Source organism: Bradyrhizobium sp. TM102, from assembly GCF_009176685.1.
Lineage (GTDB): Bacteria > Pseudomonadota > Alphaproteobacteria > Rhizobiales > Xanthobacteraceae > Bradyrhizobium > Bradyrhizobium ottawaense.
The window spans coordinates 7,321,664-7,336,986 of the sequence record NZ_AP021855.1 but is presented as its reverse complement, the minus strand read 5'-3'; the positions used below and the strand labels follow the sequence as shown (position 1 = coordinate 7,336,986).

At 65.6% G+C, this 15,323-nt stretch carries 14 protein-coding genes; 6 read left to right on the top strand and 8 right to left on the bottom strand.

Annotation, left to right across the window (positions count from 1 at the left end; all coding sequences use genetic code 11):
* The first annotated feature begins 2 nt into the window (after positions 1-2).
* A complete protein-coding gene (locus tag GDN70_RS34690; RefSeq protein ID WP_038971912.1) occupies positions 3-1,472 on the top strand; it encodes a GH1 family beta-glucosidase in 1,470 nt (489 codons plus the stop codon).
* Positions 1,473-1,481: 9 nt separating this feature from the next.
* Here GDN70_RS34690 and GDN70_RS34685 read toward each other — a convergent pair whose 3' ends face one another.
* The 6 genes from GDN70_RS34685 to GDN70_RS34660 all read right to left on the bottom strand — a co-directional run bounded on the left by GDN70_RS34685 (position 1,482) and on the right by GDN70_RS34660 (position 9,046).
* A complete protein-coding gene (locus GDN70_RS34685; protein ID WP_018316280.1) occupies positions 1,482-2,039 on the bottom strand; it encodes an HNH endonuclease in 558 nt (185 codons plus the stop codon).
* Positions 2,040-2,248: 209 nt separating this feature from the next.
* Positions 2,249-3,226 (bottom strand): peptidyl-alpha-hydroxyglycine alpha-amidating lyase family protein, encoded by a 978-nt coding sequence (locus tag GDN70_RS34680; RefSeq protein WP_038971913.1) that lies wholly within the window; start codon positions 3,224-3,226, stop codon positions 2,249-2,251.
* 146 nt (positions 3,227-3,372) lie between these two features.
* Complete coding sequence (locus tag GDN70_RS34675; RefSeq protein ID WP_152103643.1) at positions 3,373-5,136, bottom strand: NAD(P)/FAD-dependent oxidoreductase; 1,764 nt, start codon at positions 5,134-5,136, stop codon at positions 3,373-3,375.
* Positions 5,137-5,300: 164 nt separating this feature from the next.
* The gene (locus tag GDN70_RS34670) at positions 5,301-6,827 is read right to left on the bottom strand and encodes an acyl-CoA synthetase (RefSeq protein WP_038971915.1); all 1,527 of its coding nucleotides are present in this window, start codon (positions 6,825-6,827) and stop codon (positions 5,301-5,303) included.
* Positions 6,828-6,851: 24 nt separating this feature from the next.
* Positions 6,852-8,036, bottom strand: coding sequence for an ABC transporter substrate-binding protein (locus GDN70_RS34665; protein WP_095425148.1), 1,185 nt, complete (start codon positions 8,034-8,036; stop codon positions 6,852-6,854).
* A gap of 35 nt (positions 8,037-8,071) precedes the next feature.
* Complete coding sequence (locus GDN70_RS34660) at positions 8,072-9,046, bottom strand: nitronate monooxygenase family protein (protein ID WP_028139915.1); 975 nt, start codon at positions 9,044-9,046, stop codon at positions 8,072-8,074.
* 181 nt (positions 9,047-9,227) lie between these two features.
* Here GDN70_RS34660 and GDN70_RS34655 point away from each other — a divergent pair, with 181 nt between their 5' ends.
* Positions 9,228-10,115 (top strand): LysR family transcriptional regulator, encoded by an 888-nt coding sequence (locus tag GDN70_RS34655; RefSeq protein WP_152103642.1) that lies wholly within the window; start codon positions 9,228-9,230, stop codon positions 10,113-10,115.
* Between the two features lie 72 nt (positions 10,116-10,187).
* Here GDN70_RS34655 and GDN70_RS34650 read toward each other — a convergent pair whose 3' ends face one another.
* The gene (locus tag GDN70_RS34650) at positions 10,188-10,841 is read right to left on the bottom strand and encodes a DNA-3-methyladenine glycosylase (protein ID WP_028139917.1); all 654 of its coding nucleotides are present in this window, start codon (positions 10,839-10,841) and stop codon (positions 10,188-10,190) included.
* 185 nt (positions 10,842-11,026) lie between these two features.
* Here GDN70_RS34650 and gluQRS point away from each other — a divergent pair, with 185 nt between their 5' ends.
* Both gluQRS and GDN70_RS34640 read left to right on the top strand, forming a co-directional pair.
* Positions 11,027-11,899: a tRNA glutamyl-Q(34) synthetase GluQRS gene (gene gluQRS / locus GDN70_RS34645; protein WP_038971919.1), complete on the top strand. Its 873-nt coding sequence runs from the start codon at positions 11,027-11,029 to the stop codon at positions 11,897-11,899.
* Positions 11,900-12,003: 104 nt separating this feature from the next.
* Entirely contained in the window at positions 12,004-13,284 is a 1,281-nt protein-coding gene (locus GDN70_RS34640) for an ATP-binding protein (RefSeq protein WP_038971916.1), read from the top strand.
* Here GDN70_RS34640 and GDN70_RS34635 read toward each other — a convergent pair.
* Positions 13,211-14,104 (bottom strand): YihY/virulence factor BrkB family protein, encoded by an 894-nt coding sequence (locus tag GDN70_RS34635; RefSeq protein WP_028139920.1) that lies wholly within the window; start codon positions 14,102-14,104, stop codon positions 13,211-13,213. The genes GDN70_RS34640 and GDN70_RS34635 overlap by 74 nt on opposite strands.
* 316 nt (positions 14,105-14,420) lie before the next feature.
* On the opposite strand from GDN70_RS34635, the gene GDN70_RS34630 reads away from it, so the two are divergent.
* Positions 14,421-14,615, top strand: coding sequence for a twin transmembrane helix small protein (locus tag GDN70_RS34630; protein WP_028139921.1), 195 nt, complete (start codon positions 14,421-14,423; stop codon positions 14,613-14,615).
* A gap of 86 nt (positions 14,616-14,701) precedes the next feature.
* On the top strand, positions 14,702-15,274 hold the full coding sequence (locus tag GDN70_RS34625) for a cob(I)yrinic acid a,c-diamide adenosyltransferase (RefSeq protein WP_028139922.1): 573 nt from the start codon (positions 14,702-14,704) through the stop codon (positions 15,272-15,274).
* The last annotated feature ends 49 nt before the right edge of the window (positions 15,275-15,323 follow it).

The window sequence follows — 15,323 nt, the reverse complement described above, 5'->3', positions numbered from 1 at the left end:
CGATGTCAGCCGATGTCTCGCGGCGCCGTTTTGCCAAGCTCACGGGCCTCGCCGCGCTGGGCGTAGCAGCAGGTGCCGGGGCCGCGGAGAATGAAAAGTCCGCTTCGACCGACCGCCACCTGCCGGCGCCGTTCCCGAAGGATTTTCTGTGGGGCACGGCGACCTCATCCTACCAGATCGAAGGCGCGGTCGACGAGGACGGTCGCGGCAAATCGATCTGGGATATTTTCAGCCACACGCCCGGCAAGATTGAGGACGGCTCGACCGGCGACCGCGCCAACGAGCACTATCATCGCTACAAGGAGGACGTCGCGCTGATCAAGGCGCTCGGCGTCAAGGCCTACCGTTTCTCGATCGCATGGCCGCGCGTGTTTCCGGATGGGACGGGCCAGCTCAATCCCAAGGGGCTCGATTTCTACCACCGCCTTGTTGACGAACTGCTCGCGAACGGCATCGAGCCTTACGCGACGCTCTACCATTGGGACTTGCCGCAGGCACTCCAGGACCGCGTCGGGGGCTGGTCGTCGAGCGACACGTCGAAGGCTTTTGCCGATTACGCTGCGCATGTCGCCGCGCGTCTGACCGATCGGGTGAAGAATATCTTCACCGTGAACGAGGTCGGGCGTTTCGTGAATTTCGGCTATGGCTGGGGCATCGATGCGCCCGGTCTCAAGCTGCCGACCGCACTACTCAACCAGGCGCGCCATCACGTCGCGCTGGCGCACGGGCTTGCGGTGCAGGCAATCCGCGCCGCCGGCCGCGCCGGCACCCGTGTCGGTGCGGCCGAGAACATCGCCGCCTGCGTGCCGGCGATCGCGACGCCGGAAAACATCCGCGCCGCCGAGATCGCGACGCGCGAGCTCAACGCCGGCTTCCTCGGCGTGGTGCTGGAGGGCAAATACACCGAGGGCTTTTTGGCCTATGCCGGCGCGGACGCGCCGAAATTCACCGCCGAGGAATTGAAGATCATCGGCGCGCCGAACGATTTCGTCGGCCTCAACATCTACGCGCCGCAATATTACGTCACGGCTTCCGACCGCGCGCCCGGCTTCCACGTGCTGCCGTTCCCCACCTCGTTCCCGCACATGAATTCGGATTGGCTGCGGGTCGGCCCGGAAGTGATCTACTGGGCGCCGCGCCTTGCGGCAAAGATCTGGAACATCGAGAATATCTACATCAGCGAGAACGGCACCTCGTCCGAGGACAAGATCTCTGCCGACGGCCAGGTCTACGACCTCGACCGCATCATGTTCCTGCGCAATTACCTGTCCCAGATGCAGCGCGCGACCGCCGAGGGCGTGCCGATCCGCGGCTACTTCCTCTGGAGCCTGATGGACAATTTCGAGTGGATCTTCGGCTACGGCAAGCGCTTCGGCCTCTACCGGGTCGATTTCGAGACCCAGGCAAGGCTGCCGAAGCTGAGCGCGGCGTTCTATCGCGACGTGGTGGCACGGAATGCGATCGGGGGGTGAGGCCACACCCTACGGATCCAGCTCCGTATCCCAGTACAGATAGTCCAGCCAACTATCATGCAGATAGTTCGGCGGGAACAGGCGGCCGTTGCGGTGAAGCTGGTGCACGGTCGGGGCGAAGGCGTGCTGGCGCGGAAACATTTTTGCCTGCACCGGCGTGAGATTGCCCTTGCGCAGGTTACACGGCGAGCATGCCGCGACCACGTTCTCCCAGGTGGTCTGGCCGCCTTTGCTGCGCGGGATGATGTGATCGAAGGTCAGGTCTTCGGGCGAGCCGCAATATTGGCAGGCGAAACGGTCGCGCAGGAAGACGTTGAACCGGGTGAAGGCCGGATGGGTGGTCGGCTTGACGAAGGATTTGAGCGAGACGACGCTCGGCAGCTGCATTTGCAGCGTGGGGCTATGAACCGCCTGGTCGTAATGTGCGACGATGTTGACGCGATCGAGGAACACCGCCTTGATCGCGTCCTGCCACGACCAAAGAGACAGCGGGTAGTAACTCAGCGGCCGGAAGTCCGCATTCAGCACCAACACCGGCCAACTGCCTTGCGAGACATGTGCGTTCAAGTAACGCTCCCGGCCTCCAATATACGCTGCGAAGCAGCATGTACTGACATACTACATGCAGCGTGACGGGATTGTGAAGCCCGCTGAGCGACTTATTCAGGTGCAAGCAATGCGGCGCCGGGGTGGCGAAGGTGCTCAACAAGCCGCGATTTGGGGAGGTACGCGGCTGGCGCGGAACTGCGTGACCAGCGCGTCGTGGCCTGCCGCGGCTACTCCCGTACCCGCTCCAGCTTCTGCAAGCACCGCGTCGTGCGCACTGCGGCCGGCATCTCCTCGTCGGGAAAGCTGGTGTCCCAGTTGGTGACGCCGACCTCGCCGACATAGATGTCGCCCCTGGAATCCAGCGCGATGCCGTGGGGCGCCAGGAACTTTCCGCTCGCAACACCCGGCCCTTCCTCGCCGCCGAGGCGCGCGATGCGCTTGCCCTTGGCGTCCACGATTGACAGCCGCGGCCCGAGATTGGGCACCTTGCGGTTGATGGCAAGGCCCGGGCCGAGCTCGCCGATCACGAAGGTCGGGCTCTTGGCCCCGCCGCAACAGCACAGCGCGCAGGGCCGATGCAAATTGTTCCACTGCGTCTCGTATTTGCCCTCGCCATTGAACACCTGGACGCGGTGGTTCTCGCGGTCGGCGACATAGACCCAACCATCTGCATCGGTGGCAATATTGTGCACGATGTTGAACTGGCCGGGATCGGTGCCGGGCTCGCCCCAGCTCTTGAGCAGCTTGCCGTCCGGCGTGAATTTGTGCACGCGCGCATTGCCATAGCCGTCGGAGACGTAGATCTCGCCCTTCGGCGACAGCGCGGTGTGGGTGCAGCGATGGAAGGGATTACCGCTCATGAACGGCGCCGGTTTCTCGGGAATGCCGATCGTCAGCAGCACCTTGCCGTCGGTGGTGCATTTGCGCACGGTGTGGTCGCCGTCATCGGTGCAGTAGAGATTGTCGTCGGCGTCGATGTGCAGGCCGTGCGCGCGCGAGAACAGCCCTTCGCCCCAACTGCGCAGGAAATTGCCCTCGCGGTCGAGCACCACCATCGGATGGGCGCCGCGGTTGAAGACGTAGACGCGGTCCTTGCTGTCGACCGCGACGGAGGCGACGTCGGTGAGCTGCCAGCCGTCGGGGAGTTTCGCGAAATTGTCGACGGCGCGGTAGCGGTGCTCGCCGCTGCCGAGAATGGCTGGCATGAATCTGTCCTACTGTCATTCCGGGGCACGCGAAGCGTGAGCCCCGGACTCCATTGTGTTGCATATTCCGCGGATAGATGGATTCTCAGATGCGCAATTGCGCATCATCGTTCGCGTTGACGCGCGCCCCGGAATGACGATTGTCGTTATGCCCGTCCCAAAATCCCTTCCTCGATCGCTTTGATCTGGAGCGCGAGGTATTTCGAGTTGATCCGGCACTGCGCGAGGCTGCCGGCGATGAACCAGAGCCCGGGCTGCCTGGTGCGCGCATACATGTTGCGCAGCTCAAGACCGTCGCCAAAGCCCCAGATCGGGCCGACGCGGTCGGCGATGGCCTCGCCAAACAGCTTTCGCACCAGATATTCCTGCGGCTTGTAGCCGGTGGAGAGCACGATGAGATCGGCGGGAAGCCGCGCGCCGTCCTTCATCCGCGCCCCCTCGGGTACAAAGCCCTCGATGTCGGCAAACTGCCTGAGCTTGATCGCGCCCTCGACGATCAGGTTGGAGCAGCCGACGTTGAAATAATAGCCGCCGCCGCGGGTGAGGTATTTGAACTGCCAGCCGGTGCCGGCCTCGCCGAAGTCGAGCTTGAAACCGACGCGCGAGAGGCCGTCGAGCAGCTCCTTGTCGAGCTGCTTCGATTGCTCCGTCAGCATCACATGCGTCTTCTTCGCCAGCGGCGTCGGCATCGAGGCCGCGATCAGGTCGTTGTCCTCGAGCGTGCCTTCGTTGTAGGTGGCATAAGCGAGCTGCGCCGACGGTTCGATATTGGTGACCAGCGTGGCTGCGCGCTGCACCAGCGTCACCTCGGCGCCGCTGGAATACAGATCCTGCGCGATGTCGTGGCCGCTGTTGCCGGTGCCGATGACGATCGCGCGCTTGCCTGTCCAGGTCTCGCCGTCCTCATAGCGGCTGGAATGCAGCAGCGTTCCCTTGAAATTGTCGAGGGTCGGAATGTCTGGAATATTGGCGATGCCGCTGACGCCGGTCGCCATGATCACGTGGCGCGGATGCATGGTGCGCCTGCTGCCGTCGGCCCGGCGCAGCGTGACGGTCCAGTGGCCCTCGACCTCATCATAGGCGCCGCTTTCGAACTCGGTGCCGGCCCAGAAGTTCAGCTCCATCGCATCGACGTAAGCCTCGAACCAGTTAGCGAGCTTGTCCTTGGGGATATAGACCGGCCAGTTCGGCGGAAACGGCATGTAGGGGAGGTGATTGACCTGCACCTGGTTGTGCAGGGTGAGCGCATGATAACGCTTGCGCCAATTGTCGCCGATCCGCATCTCGCGATCGACGATCAGCGCGTCGACCTTCAACTGCTTCAGCCGGGCTGCTATCGCGAGCCCTGCCTGGCCGCCGCCGACCACCAGCGCGGCAGGGTCGCGATCGGCATAGTCGCGCGAGGCGTTGCGCAAATCCAGCCAGTTCGGCCCGCGGAAATCGCGGGAATAGGCCTGGCCGCGCGGTCGCGACGTGCCGAGCTGCTCCTCGAATCCCTTGAGCTCGTCGAGCGCGGTGAGCAGCGTCCAGGCCTTCAGGCGGTCGCCGTCGGTCTTGTCGGGAATGAGCCGCAGGATGCCGCTGCCACGGCCGGTCGCGGTTTCGAACGTGAAGATCGCTTCGATGGTGTTGGTGCCGGCACGCGTCACCCAGCGCGGCGGCGCGCGGTTCGGCGCGATCTTGAAGTTGGTCGGTGCCGCCTTGGGCGCGAGCGCGGCCAGCGCTTGCGCAATCGTCTCGCGGCCGGCGATCGTTTGCAGGTTCCAGCTCAGCGCCAGCACGTCGCGCCAAAAGCTGTCGGCGAGGAAGAGGCGGTCCAGCGTGGCGGGATCGGGCGTGCCCAGCGCGCGCTCGAATTCATCGAGCCAGGCCTGGGCGCACGCGGATAGATCCTTGGTCTTGTCGAGCATGCGCGACCTCTTGGCCGTCTTTCGCGGCGTTTCCTCTGAGATCGGACGCTATACGGTTTCCTCGCCCGCCAAAAGCTGCGGACCCGAGCGAGGCAGGCATGCAGCCCTGCTCGGGCGGAATATGGCCTGGCATTCCGCTCGCACGGACGCCGGCCGGAGAAGGTTTAAGCGCCGCCCGGACCGCGGCCGGTCCAATAGGGATCGCGCAGCTTGCGTTTGAAGATCTTTCCGGTCGCCTCCCGGGGCAGCGCATCCAGGAACCGGATCTCCTTCGGCACCTTGAAGTTCGCCAGCCGCTCGCGCAGAAAAGCCTGCACTGCGGCGGCGGAGAGCTGGTCGCCGGTGTCGGGCTCGATGCAGGCACATAGCCGCTCGCCATATTCCGGGTCGGGAATGCCGAACACGGCGCAATCGCGCACGCCGGGCATGCCGATCAGCGCGTTCTCGATCTCGGCGGGATAGATGTTGACGCCGCCTGATATCACCATGTCGCGCTTGCGATCGCACAGGAACAGATAGCCGTCTTCGTCGAGATAGCCGACGTCGCCGACGCTGACGAGGCCGTCGCGCCCCGCCTCGGCGCGCGCCTGCGCCTTGCCGTGATAATCGAAATCGGGCACCGCCGTCTGGCGCATGTAGATTTCGCCGACCTCGTTGGCATTGCACGCGCTGCCGTCGTCGCGGAAGATCCTGACGATGCCGCCTTCGATGGCGCGGCCGACGGTGCCGGGCTTCTTCAGCGCCTCCTCGGCAGAGTGCCACACCGGGATCCCGGTCTCGGTCGAGCCGAAATACTCGTTGATGACCGGCCCCCACCAATCGATCATCGCCTTCTTCACCTCGGGCGGGCAGGGCGCAGCCCCGTGCACGACGAAGCGCAGCGACGACAGGTCGTAGCGCCGCCTGACCGTCTCGGGCAGCCGCAGCAGCCGCACGAACATCGTCGGGACCATGTGGATGTGCGTCACGCGGTGACGCTCGATCAGTGCCAGCAGCTCCTCCGCATCGAACCGCGGCTGGAGGACGATGGTGCAGCCGTTGCGGAACGCCATCATGCCGTAGGAATGCGGCGCCGAGTGATACATCGGCCCGTTGATCAGCACGATTTGGTTGTCCCGCGGCTTGATGCCATAGGCGATCGCGCCGACACGTTCGGAAGCGGCCGCCTGCTCGGGCTGCATCGGCATGCGCCGCACGCCCTTCGGCATCCCGGTCGTGCCCGAGGTGTAGATCATTGCCGCGGCCCGGCGCGGCGGTTCCTGGGTTTCGGTATGGCCGTCGCGCCAGCGCTCCCAATCGGTCAGTCCGGGCGGGACCGCGGTCAGCTCCGGGGCAATGGCGAAGGTCGCCGCCAGCTCGGGCGGCGTCGCGACCTCGAGAAGGCGGACATCCGGCGCCACGCCGTCACGAATCTGCGGCAGCAGGTCGGCGTGGCAGACCAGGATCTTCGCGCCGCTGTCGGTCAGGATGTAGCGGACCTCCTCGGCCTTGAGATGCCAGTTGATCGGCACCACCGGGCTGCCGAGGGCGGCGGAGGCCGCAACCACCTCGAACAGGGCGAAGTCGTTGCGCAGCATCATCGCAACCGGCGCGGCCTCGGCAAGGCCCAGGGCGCGAAACCCGCTTGCCGCCCGCCTGATGCGTGACTGGATCTCGTCATAGCTGATCCGGCGCTCGCCGCTGATGATCATGGCGTGTCCTTGTCCCGCACGAGCCTAGCGGTCGTCCAGCACGTCGCCGAAGCCGACCCAGCTCTTGCCATTGAAGCGGCGGAGCTGAAGCTGCTGGAACGGCAGATAATCGTCGGCGCCGGTCGTAACCGAGATTCCCGGCAGCAGCAGCGGCAGCTTCACCTCTTTCAGCGAGGCCGCCTGGCGCATGATGTTGTCGCGGCTGACGTCTTCCTTGCACGCCCTCAGCACCGTCATCAGAAGCGTCGCATAGTGGTAGCCGGCCGCGTAGTTGGAGTTGGAAAGGTCGGCGTTCGGCAGGTATTGCTTCATGAAGGCAAAATACTCCTTCACGCCGGGATCGTCGGCCCATTGCGGGTCCATCGTGTCCTTCTGGTTGCTCGACGAGATCAGGCCGACCGCGTTGTCGAGCCCGGCCGGCTCCAGGAACGAAATCGACGAAGCCGAGGTCGGCACGAAGAACAGTTCGGGCTTCCAGCCGATCTCGGCCACGCCCTTGACCATCTGCGAGGTGAATTTTCCGAGCACGACGCCGAACAGCACGTTGGCGCCCGAGGCCTTCAGGGTCGAGAGCTGAGAGCTGATCGTCGGCGCGCTGGTCTCGTAGGTCTGCTCGGCGATGATCATGCCGGCCGCCTTGGCTCCGAGCGCGCGCTTGAAGCCTGCGACATAGTCGCGACCGAAATCGTCGTTCTGCGCCAGGATCGCGATCCTGGCGTCGGGCTTGGTCTGCAAGATGTATTTGGCATAGACCACGCCCTCGGATTCGTAGGCCGCCATCCCCGGCATCGTCCACGGATTCTTCTGCGGCTCGGCCCATTTGGTGGCGCCCGAGAGCACGAACAGCTGCGGCACCTTCTTGGCGTTGAGATAGCGCTGCACCGCGCTGTTGGTAGCGGTGCCGAGCGAGCCGAACATCATCAGCACCTCGTCCTGCTCGACCAGCTTGCGGGTCTGCTCGACCGTCTTCGGCGGCGAATAGGCGTCGTCCAGCGTGATGAACTTGACCTTGCGGCCGTTGATGCCGCCATCGGCATTGATCTTGTCGAAGAACGCTTCCTGCGTCCGCCCGATCGCGCCGAAGCCGGAGGCCGGGCCGCTATAGGGCAGGGTCTGCCCGATGCGGATCTCGGCGCTGCCGTCGGCGCGGGCGCTGCCGGCGCCGAGCGTCAGCAACGACATGCCGATCAATGCGGCTGCGAGCTTCATGGTGTCCTCCCGTTTTTTTCTTGTAGTCCGAGACGTCAGGCGCTGGCGCGGAGCAGGAAATCCTGCCGGGCCTGATCGAACTCCGCCTTCATCCGGTCGACCAGGTCGGCGACGGCAGGCGCATCGGTGATCTGGCCGATGCCCTGGCCCGAACCCCAGATGTCGCGCCACGCCTTTGATTTCGTGTTGCCGCCTGAGCCGAAATTCATCTTCGTCTTGTCGGCCATCGGCAGATTGTCCGGATCTAACCCCGCGGCGGCGATGGAGGGGCCGAGATAGTTGCCGTGCACGCCGGTAAAGAGGTTGGTGTAGACGATGTCGTGCGCGGCATGCTGCGTCAGCGCGGACTTGTAGGCTTCGTCGGCGTTGGCTTCCCTGGTCGCGATGAAACGCGTGCCCATATAAGCGAGGTCGGCGCCAAGCGTCAGCGCGGAGGCGATGCCGAAGCCGTCGCTGATCGCGCCCGACAGCAGGATCGTGCCCTTGAACCATTGCTTGACCTCGCGCACCAGCGCGAAGGGCGAGAGCGTTCCGGCATGCCCGCCGGCGCCCGCGCAGACCAGGATCAGGCCGTCGACGCCGTGCTCGGCCGCTTTCCGCGCATGCTTGACGTTGATGACGTCGTGGAACACCAGCCCGCCATAGGAATGCGCGGCCTCGACGATCTCCGCCGGCGGCCGCAGCGAGGTGATGATGATGGGGACGCGATGTTTCACGCAGGTCTCCATGTCCTTCATCAGGCGGTCGTTGGAGGCGTGGCAGATCTGGTTGACCGCGTAGGGCGCGACCTTTTTGCCCGGATTGAGCGATTTGTATTGCCCGAGCTCGTCCTCGATGCGGCTCAACCACGCGTCCAGCTTCTCGACCGGACGGGCGTTGAGCGCCGGAAACGAGCCGACGACGCCCGCCTTGCACTGGGCGATCACCAGCTCCGGTCCGGAGACGATGAAGAGCGGCGAGCCCACCACCGGCAGCGCGAGCGAATCCTTCAAGAGAGCGGGCAGCGCCATCATGTCCTCCCTGAAAACGCGGCCCCGCCGGCGGGCGGATGACGAGGCGTTTCCGTGTTGATTGTCGCGCGGGCGATTGCCGCCCGTGTCGCGGATTTGAACCCACTATAAGGTTGGACGGCGCCCTCCGGTCGTTCAATAATGAACGGATAGCCTTTCAGATATGAACGGGGGGAGCCGATTGGACTGGGATCTCTGCAAGACCTTCGTCGCGGTCGCCGATACCGGAAGCTTCACCGCGGCCGCCCGCCGGCTGCACACCAGCCATCCGACCGTCAGTCGCAAGATCACGGCGCTGGAAGCCCAGCTCGGCACCAGGTTGCTGGCGCGCGCCGCCGACGGCCTGGCACTGACCGCGGATGGACGGACATTGCGCGAGCACGCCGAGGCCATGGCGGCGGCGGCGCTGCGGGCCGAGACCGCGGTCGCGGCCGGGGGACATAAGGCGCGCGGCATCGTCAAGCTTTCGATCGGCGCGACGCTGGCCTCGCATTGGCTGATGCCGCGCCTGCCCGCCTTCCTGCGTGGGCATGACCATGTCCAGCTCGAGATCATCACCCACCCGTTTCCGGCGAGCGTGCGTCGGCGTGAGGCGGACGTGGTGCTGCGGCCTTTCGACAGCGGCGAGGAAAACCTGGTCGGTCGCAAGATCGGCCGCCTTGGGACCGGATTCTACGCCTCGCGCGATTATGCCGCGGGGCGGTCCTTGCCTGAACGGCGCGGCGAGTGGAAGGAGCATAGCGTCGTCGGCTTCGCCGACCAGGCGTCGAATGCACAGCTTGCGCGCTGGAGCGACGTCGTCACCCGGCAGGCCAGGGTGGTGATGCGCTGCTCTTCCCAGGGGGACATGCTGGCGGCGGTCCGCGCCGGGATTGGCATCTCGGCGCTCTCCTGCTTCGTCGCAGAAAGCTATCCCGACCTCGTACGCGTCGCCCCGCAAAAGCTCGCCAGCGTGGCGGACCTGTGGCTGCTGGCCCATCCCGACCTCGTCGAGCTTCCGGCGGTGCGTGCTGTCGTGGATTTCGTCGCCGAATGCGCCCGGGCCGACCGCGCGAGGCTGCGGGGCTAAAGCATGATCCGGGAAAGTGCGCAGCGGTTTTCCGAAAAGCGCGATGACGTTTCATCCTAATCGCGTCGCGCTTTAGCCCGAGCCGGCGAGCACGCCCTCGCGCTTCTTCACCGCGCGATAATAGCTCCACCACAGATGCGCCGCCGCGCCGCGCAGCGGACGCCAGGGCTCGGCGAGCGGCGCCATCTGCTTCTCCGTCGGCCGCGCCTGAAGGCCGAGGCCGACCTTGATGGCCTCCTGCACGGCGAGATCGCCGGCGGGCCAGGCATCGCCATGGCCGAGGCAGAACAGGAGGTAGACGTCCGCGGTCCAGGGGCCGATGCCGGGCAGCGCGATCAGCGTGTGATGCGCGGCGTCGGCATCCTCCTCGGCGAGCACGTCGAGGTTCAGTCGCTGCGCGCCGATCTCGCGGGCGAGATGCTTCAGCGTCTTGATCTTGGCAGCCGACAGGCCGAGCCGCCCGAGCCGGTCAGTGCGGGCCCGGCGCACCGCGTCGTGGTCGAACGGATCGAAGGCGGCCGACAACCGTCCCCAGATTGCCGCCGCGCTCGCGGTCGAGAGTTGCTGGCCGCAGACGATGTGGGCAAGGCCCGCAAAACCCGGCTCGCGCCGCCGCAGCGCCGGCATGCCCGCGATCTCGAACACGGGTTTGAGGCGCGGGTCACGCTTGATCAGCGCGTGGACGGCCTCTTCGAGATCGGACTGGGATTCGAGATGGATGGTCATTGCAGTTTGGCAAACTCTTTCGGACGTCATGTGGCCGGGCTTGACCCGCTTATCTATTATCCTACTCCGTCATTCCGGGGCGATGCGAAGTCGAACCCGGAATCTCGAGATTCCGGGTTCGGTCCTGCGGACCGCCCGGAATGACAGCCGAGGCGGTCAAGCCCGGCCATGACGAGTTCTTTCTCATGACACCACCCGTTTTCCGATTCGCTCCGAGCCCGAACGGCTACCTCCATCTTGGCCACGCCTATTCGGCGCTGCTGAATTTCGACCGCGCGCGCGAGTCGGGCGGCCGGCTGTTGCTGCGGATCGAGGACATCGACACGACGCGCTGCCGGCCGGAATTCGAGGCGGCGGTCTACGAGGATCTGGCCTGGCTCGGAATTGATTGGGAGACACCGGTGCGGCGACAGTCGGAGCATCTCGCCGATTATCGTGCCGCGCTGGACAAGCTGTCGGCGCTTGGGCTCGTCTATCCCGCCTTCGAAAGCCGCGCCGAGATCGCAAAGCTCGTTTCCGCGCGCGAGGCGGATGGCCCGTGGCCGCGTGATCCCGACGGCGCGCCGCTTTATCCCGGCGAGTCCAAATCGCTGCCTGCTGACGCGCGGGCGCGCCTGATCGACAGCGGCGCGCCCTACGCGCTGCGGCTCGACATGGCGGTCGCCTGTCGGCGCGTCGGCGGCCTGACCTGGAATGAGCTGGGCGAGGGGCCCGATGGCGAGCACGGCACCGTCCCGGCGCGGCCCGAGGCCTGGGGTGACGTTATCCTGGCGCGCAAGGAGACACCGACCAGCTACCACCTGTCCGTCGTCGTCGACGATGCGCTTCAGGGCGTCAGCGAGATCGTGCGCGGCCAGGACTTGTTTCACGCCACCGCCGTCCACCGCCTGCTCCAGGTCCTGCTCAGCCTGCCCGAACCCGCCTACCGTCATCACCGGCTGATTTGCGACAGCGAGGGGCGGAAGCTGTCGAAATCGAGCGGCTCGACCGGTCTTCACGCCTTGCGTGCGGCCGGCATCACGCCTGCCGGCATCCGTCGGCTGGTGGGATTAGGTTAAGTTTCTCTGGGGGTTAGCGAAACGCCGCCGTGACTCCGGGGGTTCCGCCGTGCCATGCTTGGCCGACAGCCCGGGGTTCGAAGGGGACACTTCGAAGGGGATTTATGGCGGCGAAAAAGCGCCCAGCGCGCACCACGCGGACGTCCAGGCGACCGCCTCGGAAGCGGTCCGGGACGACCGGCGGGTTGCGCAAGCGCAGCACCAAGACGGTCGCGCCGGATGTCGTCCAGGCGGCGCTCGCCGCCTTTGCCCATGAGGTCCGCACCCCCCTGACCGGCATCCTGGCGATCAGCGACCTGCTGGCGACCTCCGATCTCGGCGAGCGGGAACGGCGCTGGGCCGACACCATCAAGGCCGGTGCCGAGCATCTGGCGAGCCTTGCCACGCTGTTCGTGGATGCCGCCAGAACCGGCAAGGGCGCCAGCAAGGCCGGAAGTACGCTGCGGCAGGACCTGTTCGATCTCCGCACGCTCGCCCGCAGCGCCGGCGATTCACTGGCCGGGCGTGCCGCGGCCAAGGGTCTCCAGGCCCAGGTCGAGATCTCCGACAAGCTCCCCGGCCTCGTGGTCGGCGATCCCGTCCGCCTGCGCGCCGCGCTCGAGAACCTGATCGACAATGCCGTGAAGTTCACCGACCAGGGCGGCGTGGCGCTCGAGGTCGCGCCCTGGCGTCCTGCCAAAGGCAAGGCAAAGGGCAAGTCAAAAGAGAAGGGCAGGGTCGGCGTCGCCTTCGCGGTGTCCGACAGCGGCATCGGTCTGACCATGGCCGAGATCAAGCGGCTGTTCCGCCCGTTCACCCAGGCCAATGTCACCATTGCCTCGCGCTTCGGCGGCGCCGGCTTAGGGCTGTCCTCGGTCAAGCAATTGGCGCGCGCGATGGGCGGCGACATCACCGTCGCACCGCGCCGCGGCGGCGGCGCCACCTTTACGCTGACGGTGTCGCTCGATGCGGCGGGCCCCAGCAAATCCCGCAAGGCGAAGGGCGAGACCGAGGCGGATGCGGTCGCGGCGCTGCGCGTCCTCAGCGTCGAGGACAATCCGTTCGGCCGCGTCGTGCTCAACACGATTTTGACCGAGCTCGGCCATCATGCCGAGTTCATCGGGCGCGGCGAGGATGCAGTCGGCCGGCTGGCGCAAGGGGCGTTCGATGCGGTGCTGATGGATATGGTGCTGCCCGGCATCGACGGCGTCGAGGCCATCAGGCGGATCCGCACCATGCAGGCGCCGCTGGCTCGGATCCCGATCATCGGGGTGTCCGGTCGCGGCGAGGACGAGGCGGCCTCGCGCGAGGCCGGCGCCGACGCCTTCCTGATCAAGCCTGTGTCTCCGCGGGCTTTAGCGACTGCGCTGCTTGAAGCGACACGCCGTGAGGAAGCCGTGACTTGATGATCGCGGCATTGAGCTCGCCGCCGTAAACGAAGATCGCCGCGATGAAATACAGGAACACCAGCGCGATGATCACCGAGGCGAGCCCCGCATACATCGTCACGTAATTGTTGGCGAAGCGCGCCAGATATTGTCCGAACACGATGCCGGAGATCAGCGACGCCACGATGGTGAAGACGATGCCGGGCAGGATCTGGAGGAAGCCGCGCCGTCCCGCCGGCAGCCAGACGTGCAGGATGATCAGCGCCACCACCAGTGCACCGATCGTGATGCCGTAGCGCAGCCAGGTGAGGATGCTTTCGTTGGACTCGACGAACAGCGGGATGTGGCGCCGCGCCGCCTCGATCAAGAGCGGTCCGAGCACGATCAGGAACGCCATGGCGAGCGCGGTGAAGGCCGCAATCAGCGTGTAGACAATCGATTCCAGACGCAGCCAGTACCAGCGCCGCATCTCCACCACCGCATAGGCGCGATTGAGTGCGACCCGGAGGGCCTCGACGCCGTTGGAGGCGAAATAGACCGACAGCGCCGCGCCAATCGTCAGAATGCCGGTGCGGGTCGTGGTCAGCACGTCATGCACCTCGCCCGAGATCGAATCGGCGACCTGCTTCGGCCAGATCTGCAGCATCAGGCTGGCGGCCTGGTCGGCGAGTTCCTTGGAGCCGAAGAAGCCCGCGAGTGAGGTCAGCACGATCAGGAACGGGAACAACGCCATCAGCGTCGACAGGGCGATGTGGCTCGCGATCGCCCAGCCGTCGTCGGCCAGGAACGTGTAGAACGCATCCTCCAAGACGCAGTAAATGTAGCGGATGGCTTTCACGTGGCACCTACACCGCTGCTCGCTCTCCCTGCACGTAGGGAGAGATCAGGAGAATAGGCAATGGGCGCAAATCGGAAATCATCGCGCTACCATCTGATATTCTTGCCCCAAAAGCCAGTTCGCGAAGCGCCTCGCTGTCATTCCGGGGCGCGCGCAGCGCGAGCTATGATGCGCAATTGCGCATCTGAGAATCCATTTCGCCGCAGTAGGGGTGGCCCGACGGATTCCTGGCTCGACGCTTCGCATCGCCCGGAAGGACGCCGGAGGCTGCCGCGGCACCATGGCGGACCGGCGCGCACGGTGTTATCACCCCCCAATGGCATCTCTCCTGACGACTTTCATCCTGCCGGCGGCAGCCGGCGCCGTGGCGTTGGTGCTGCTGCTCGGGCTCATCAACATGATGCGCGGCGGCTCGCCCAATACCTCGCAGAAGCTGATGCGCTGGCGCGTGCTGCTTCAGTTCGTGGCGATCGTCATCGCAATGCTCGCGGTCTGGGCGATGGGGCGGTAAGGCATGATCCGGACCCGAAGGGCCGCGTTAGCGCAAAGTGTGAAGCGGTTTTCCGACGAGATCATGCCCAAAATTAAGAGGCCTCTATGGTCGTACTGAATCGCATCTACACGAAGACCGGTGACGACGGCACGACGGCCCTCGGCTCGGGCGAGCGCCGCCCAAAATACGATCTGCGTATCGAGGCCTATGGCACGGTCGACGAAACCAATGCTGCGATCGGCGTGGTGCGGCTCCATACCCAGGATGCGCCCGAGCTCCACGCGATGCTGGGCCGCATCCAGAACGATCTGTTCGATCTCGGCGCCGACCTTGCGGTTCCGGAACGTGACGGCAAAGCCGAGCGCCTGCGGGTGGTGGCGAGCCAGGTCGAACGGCTCGAGCGCGACATCGATGCGCTCAACGACAAGCTCGCGCCGCTGACCTCCTTCGTGCTTCCCGGCGGCACTCCGGCTGCTGCTCATCTCCATGTGGCGCGCACGATATGCCGCAGGGCGGAACGGGTGATCGTGGAACTGGCGGCCCGACCCGGGGAGCAGGTCAGTGCAGCTGGCATCCAATATATGAACCGCCTGTCGGACTTCCTGTTCGTGGCCAGCCGAGCCGCCAACGGGAATGGCGCCGGCGACGTGCTCTGGGTTCCGGGCCAGAACCGCTGACCCATCGAGCTCTCGCATTTCAGAGGGCTAAAATTAGGCCCGTTCGCGC

Bases quoted from the DNA above. Each gene is read 5' to 3' on its own strand.
- GDN70_RS34690 (WP_038971912.1), top strand. From the start codon at position 3: ATGTCAGCCGATGTCTCGCGGCGCCGTTTTGCCAAGCTCACGGGCCTC.
- GDN70_RS34680 (WP_038971913.1), bottom strand. From the start codon at position 3,226: ATGCCAGCCATTCTCGGCAGCGGCGAGCACCGCTACCGCGCCGTCGAC.
- GDN70_RS34675 (WP_152103643.1), bottom strand. From the start codon at position 5,136: ATGCTCGACAAGACCAAGGATCTATCCGCGTGCGCCCAGGCCTGGCTC.
- GDN70_RS34670 (WP_038971915.1), bottom strand. From the start codon at position 6,827: ATGATCATCAGCGGCGAGCGCCGGATCAGCTATGACGAGATCCAGTCA.
- GDN70_RS34665 (WP_095425148.1), bottom strand. From the start codon at position 8,036: ATGAAGCTCGCAGCCGCATTGATCGGCATGTCGTTGCTGACGCTCGGC.
- GDN70_RS34660 (WP_028139915.1), bottom strand. From the start codon at position 9,046: ATGGCGCTGCCCGCTCTCTTGAAGGATTCGCTCGCGCTGCCGGTGGTG.
- GDN70_RS34650 (WP_028139917.1), bottom strand. From the start codon at position 10,841: ATGACCATCCATCTCGAATCCCAGTCCGATCTCGAAGAGGCCGTCCAC.
- gluQRS (WP_038971919.1), top strand. From the start codon at position 11,027: ATGACACCACCCGTTTTCCGATTCGCTCCGAGCCCGAACGGCTACCTC.
- GDN70_RS34640 (WP_038971916.1), top strand. From the start codon at position 12,004: ATGGCGGCGAAAAAGCGCCCAGCGCGCACCACGCGGACGTCCAGGCGA.
- GDN70_RS34630 (WP_028139921.1), top strand. From the start codon at position 14,421: ATGGCATCTCTCCTGACGACTTTCATCCTGCCGGCGGCAGCCGGCGCC.
- GDN70_RS34625 (WP_028139922.1), top strand. From the start codon at position 14,702: ATGGTCGTACTGAATCGCATCTACACGAAGACCGGTGACGACGGCACG.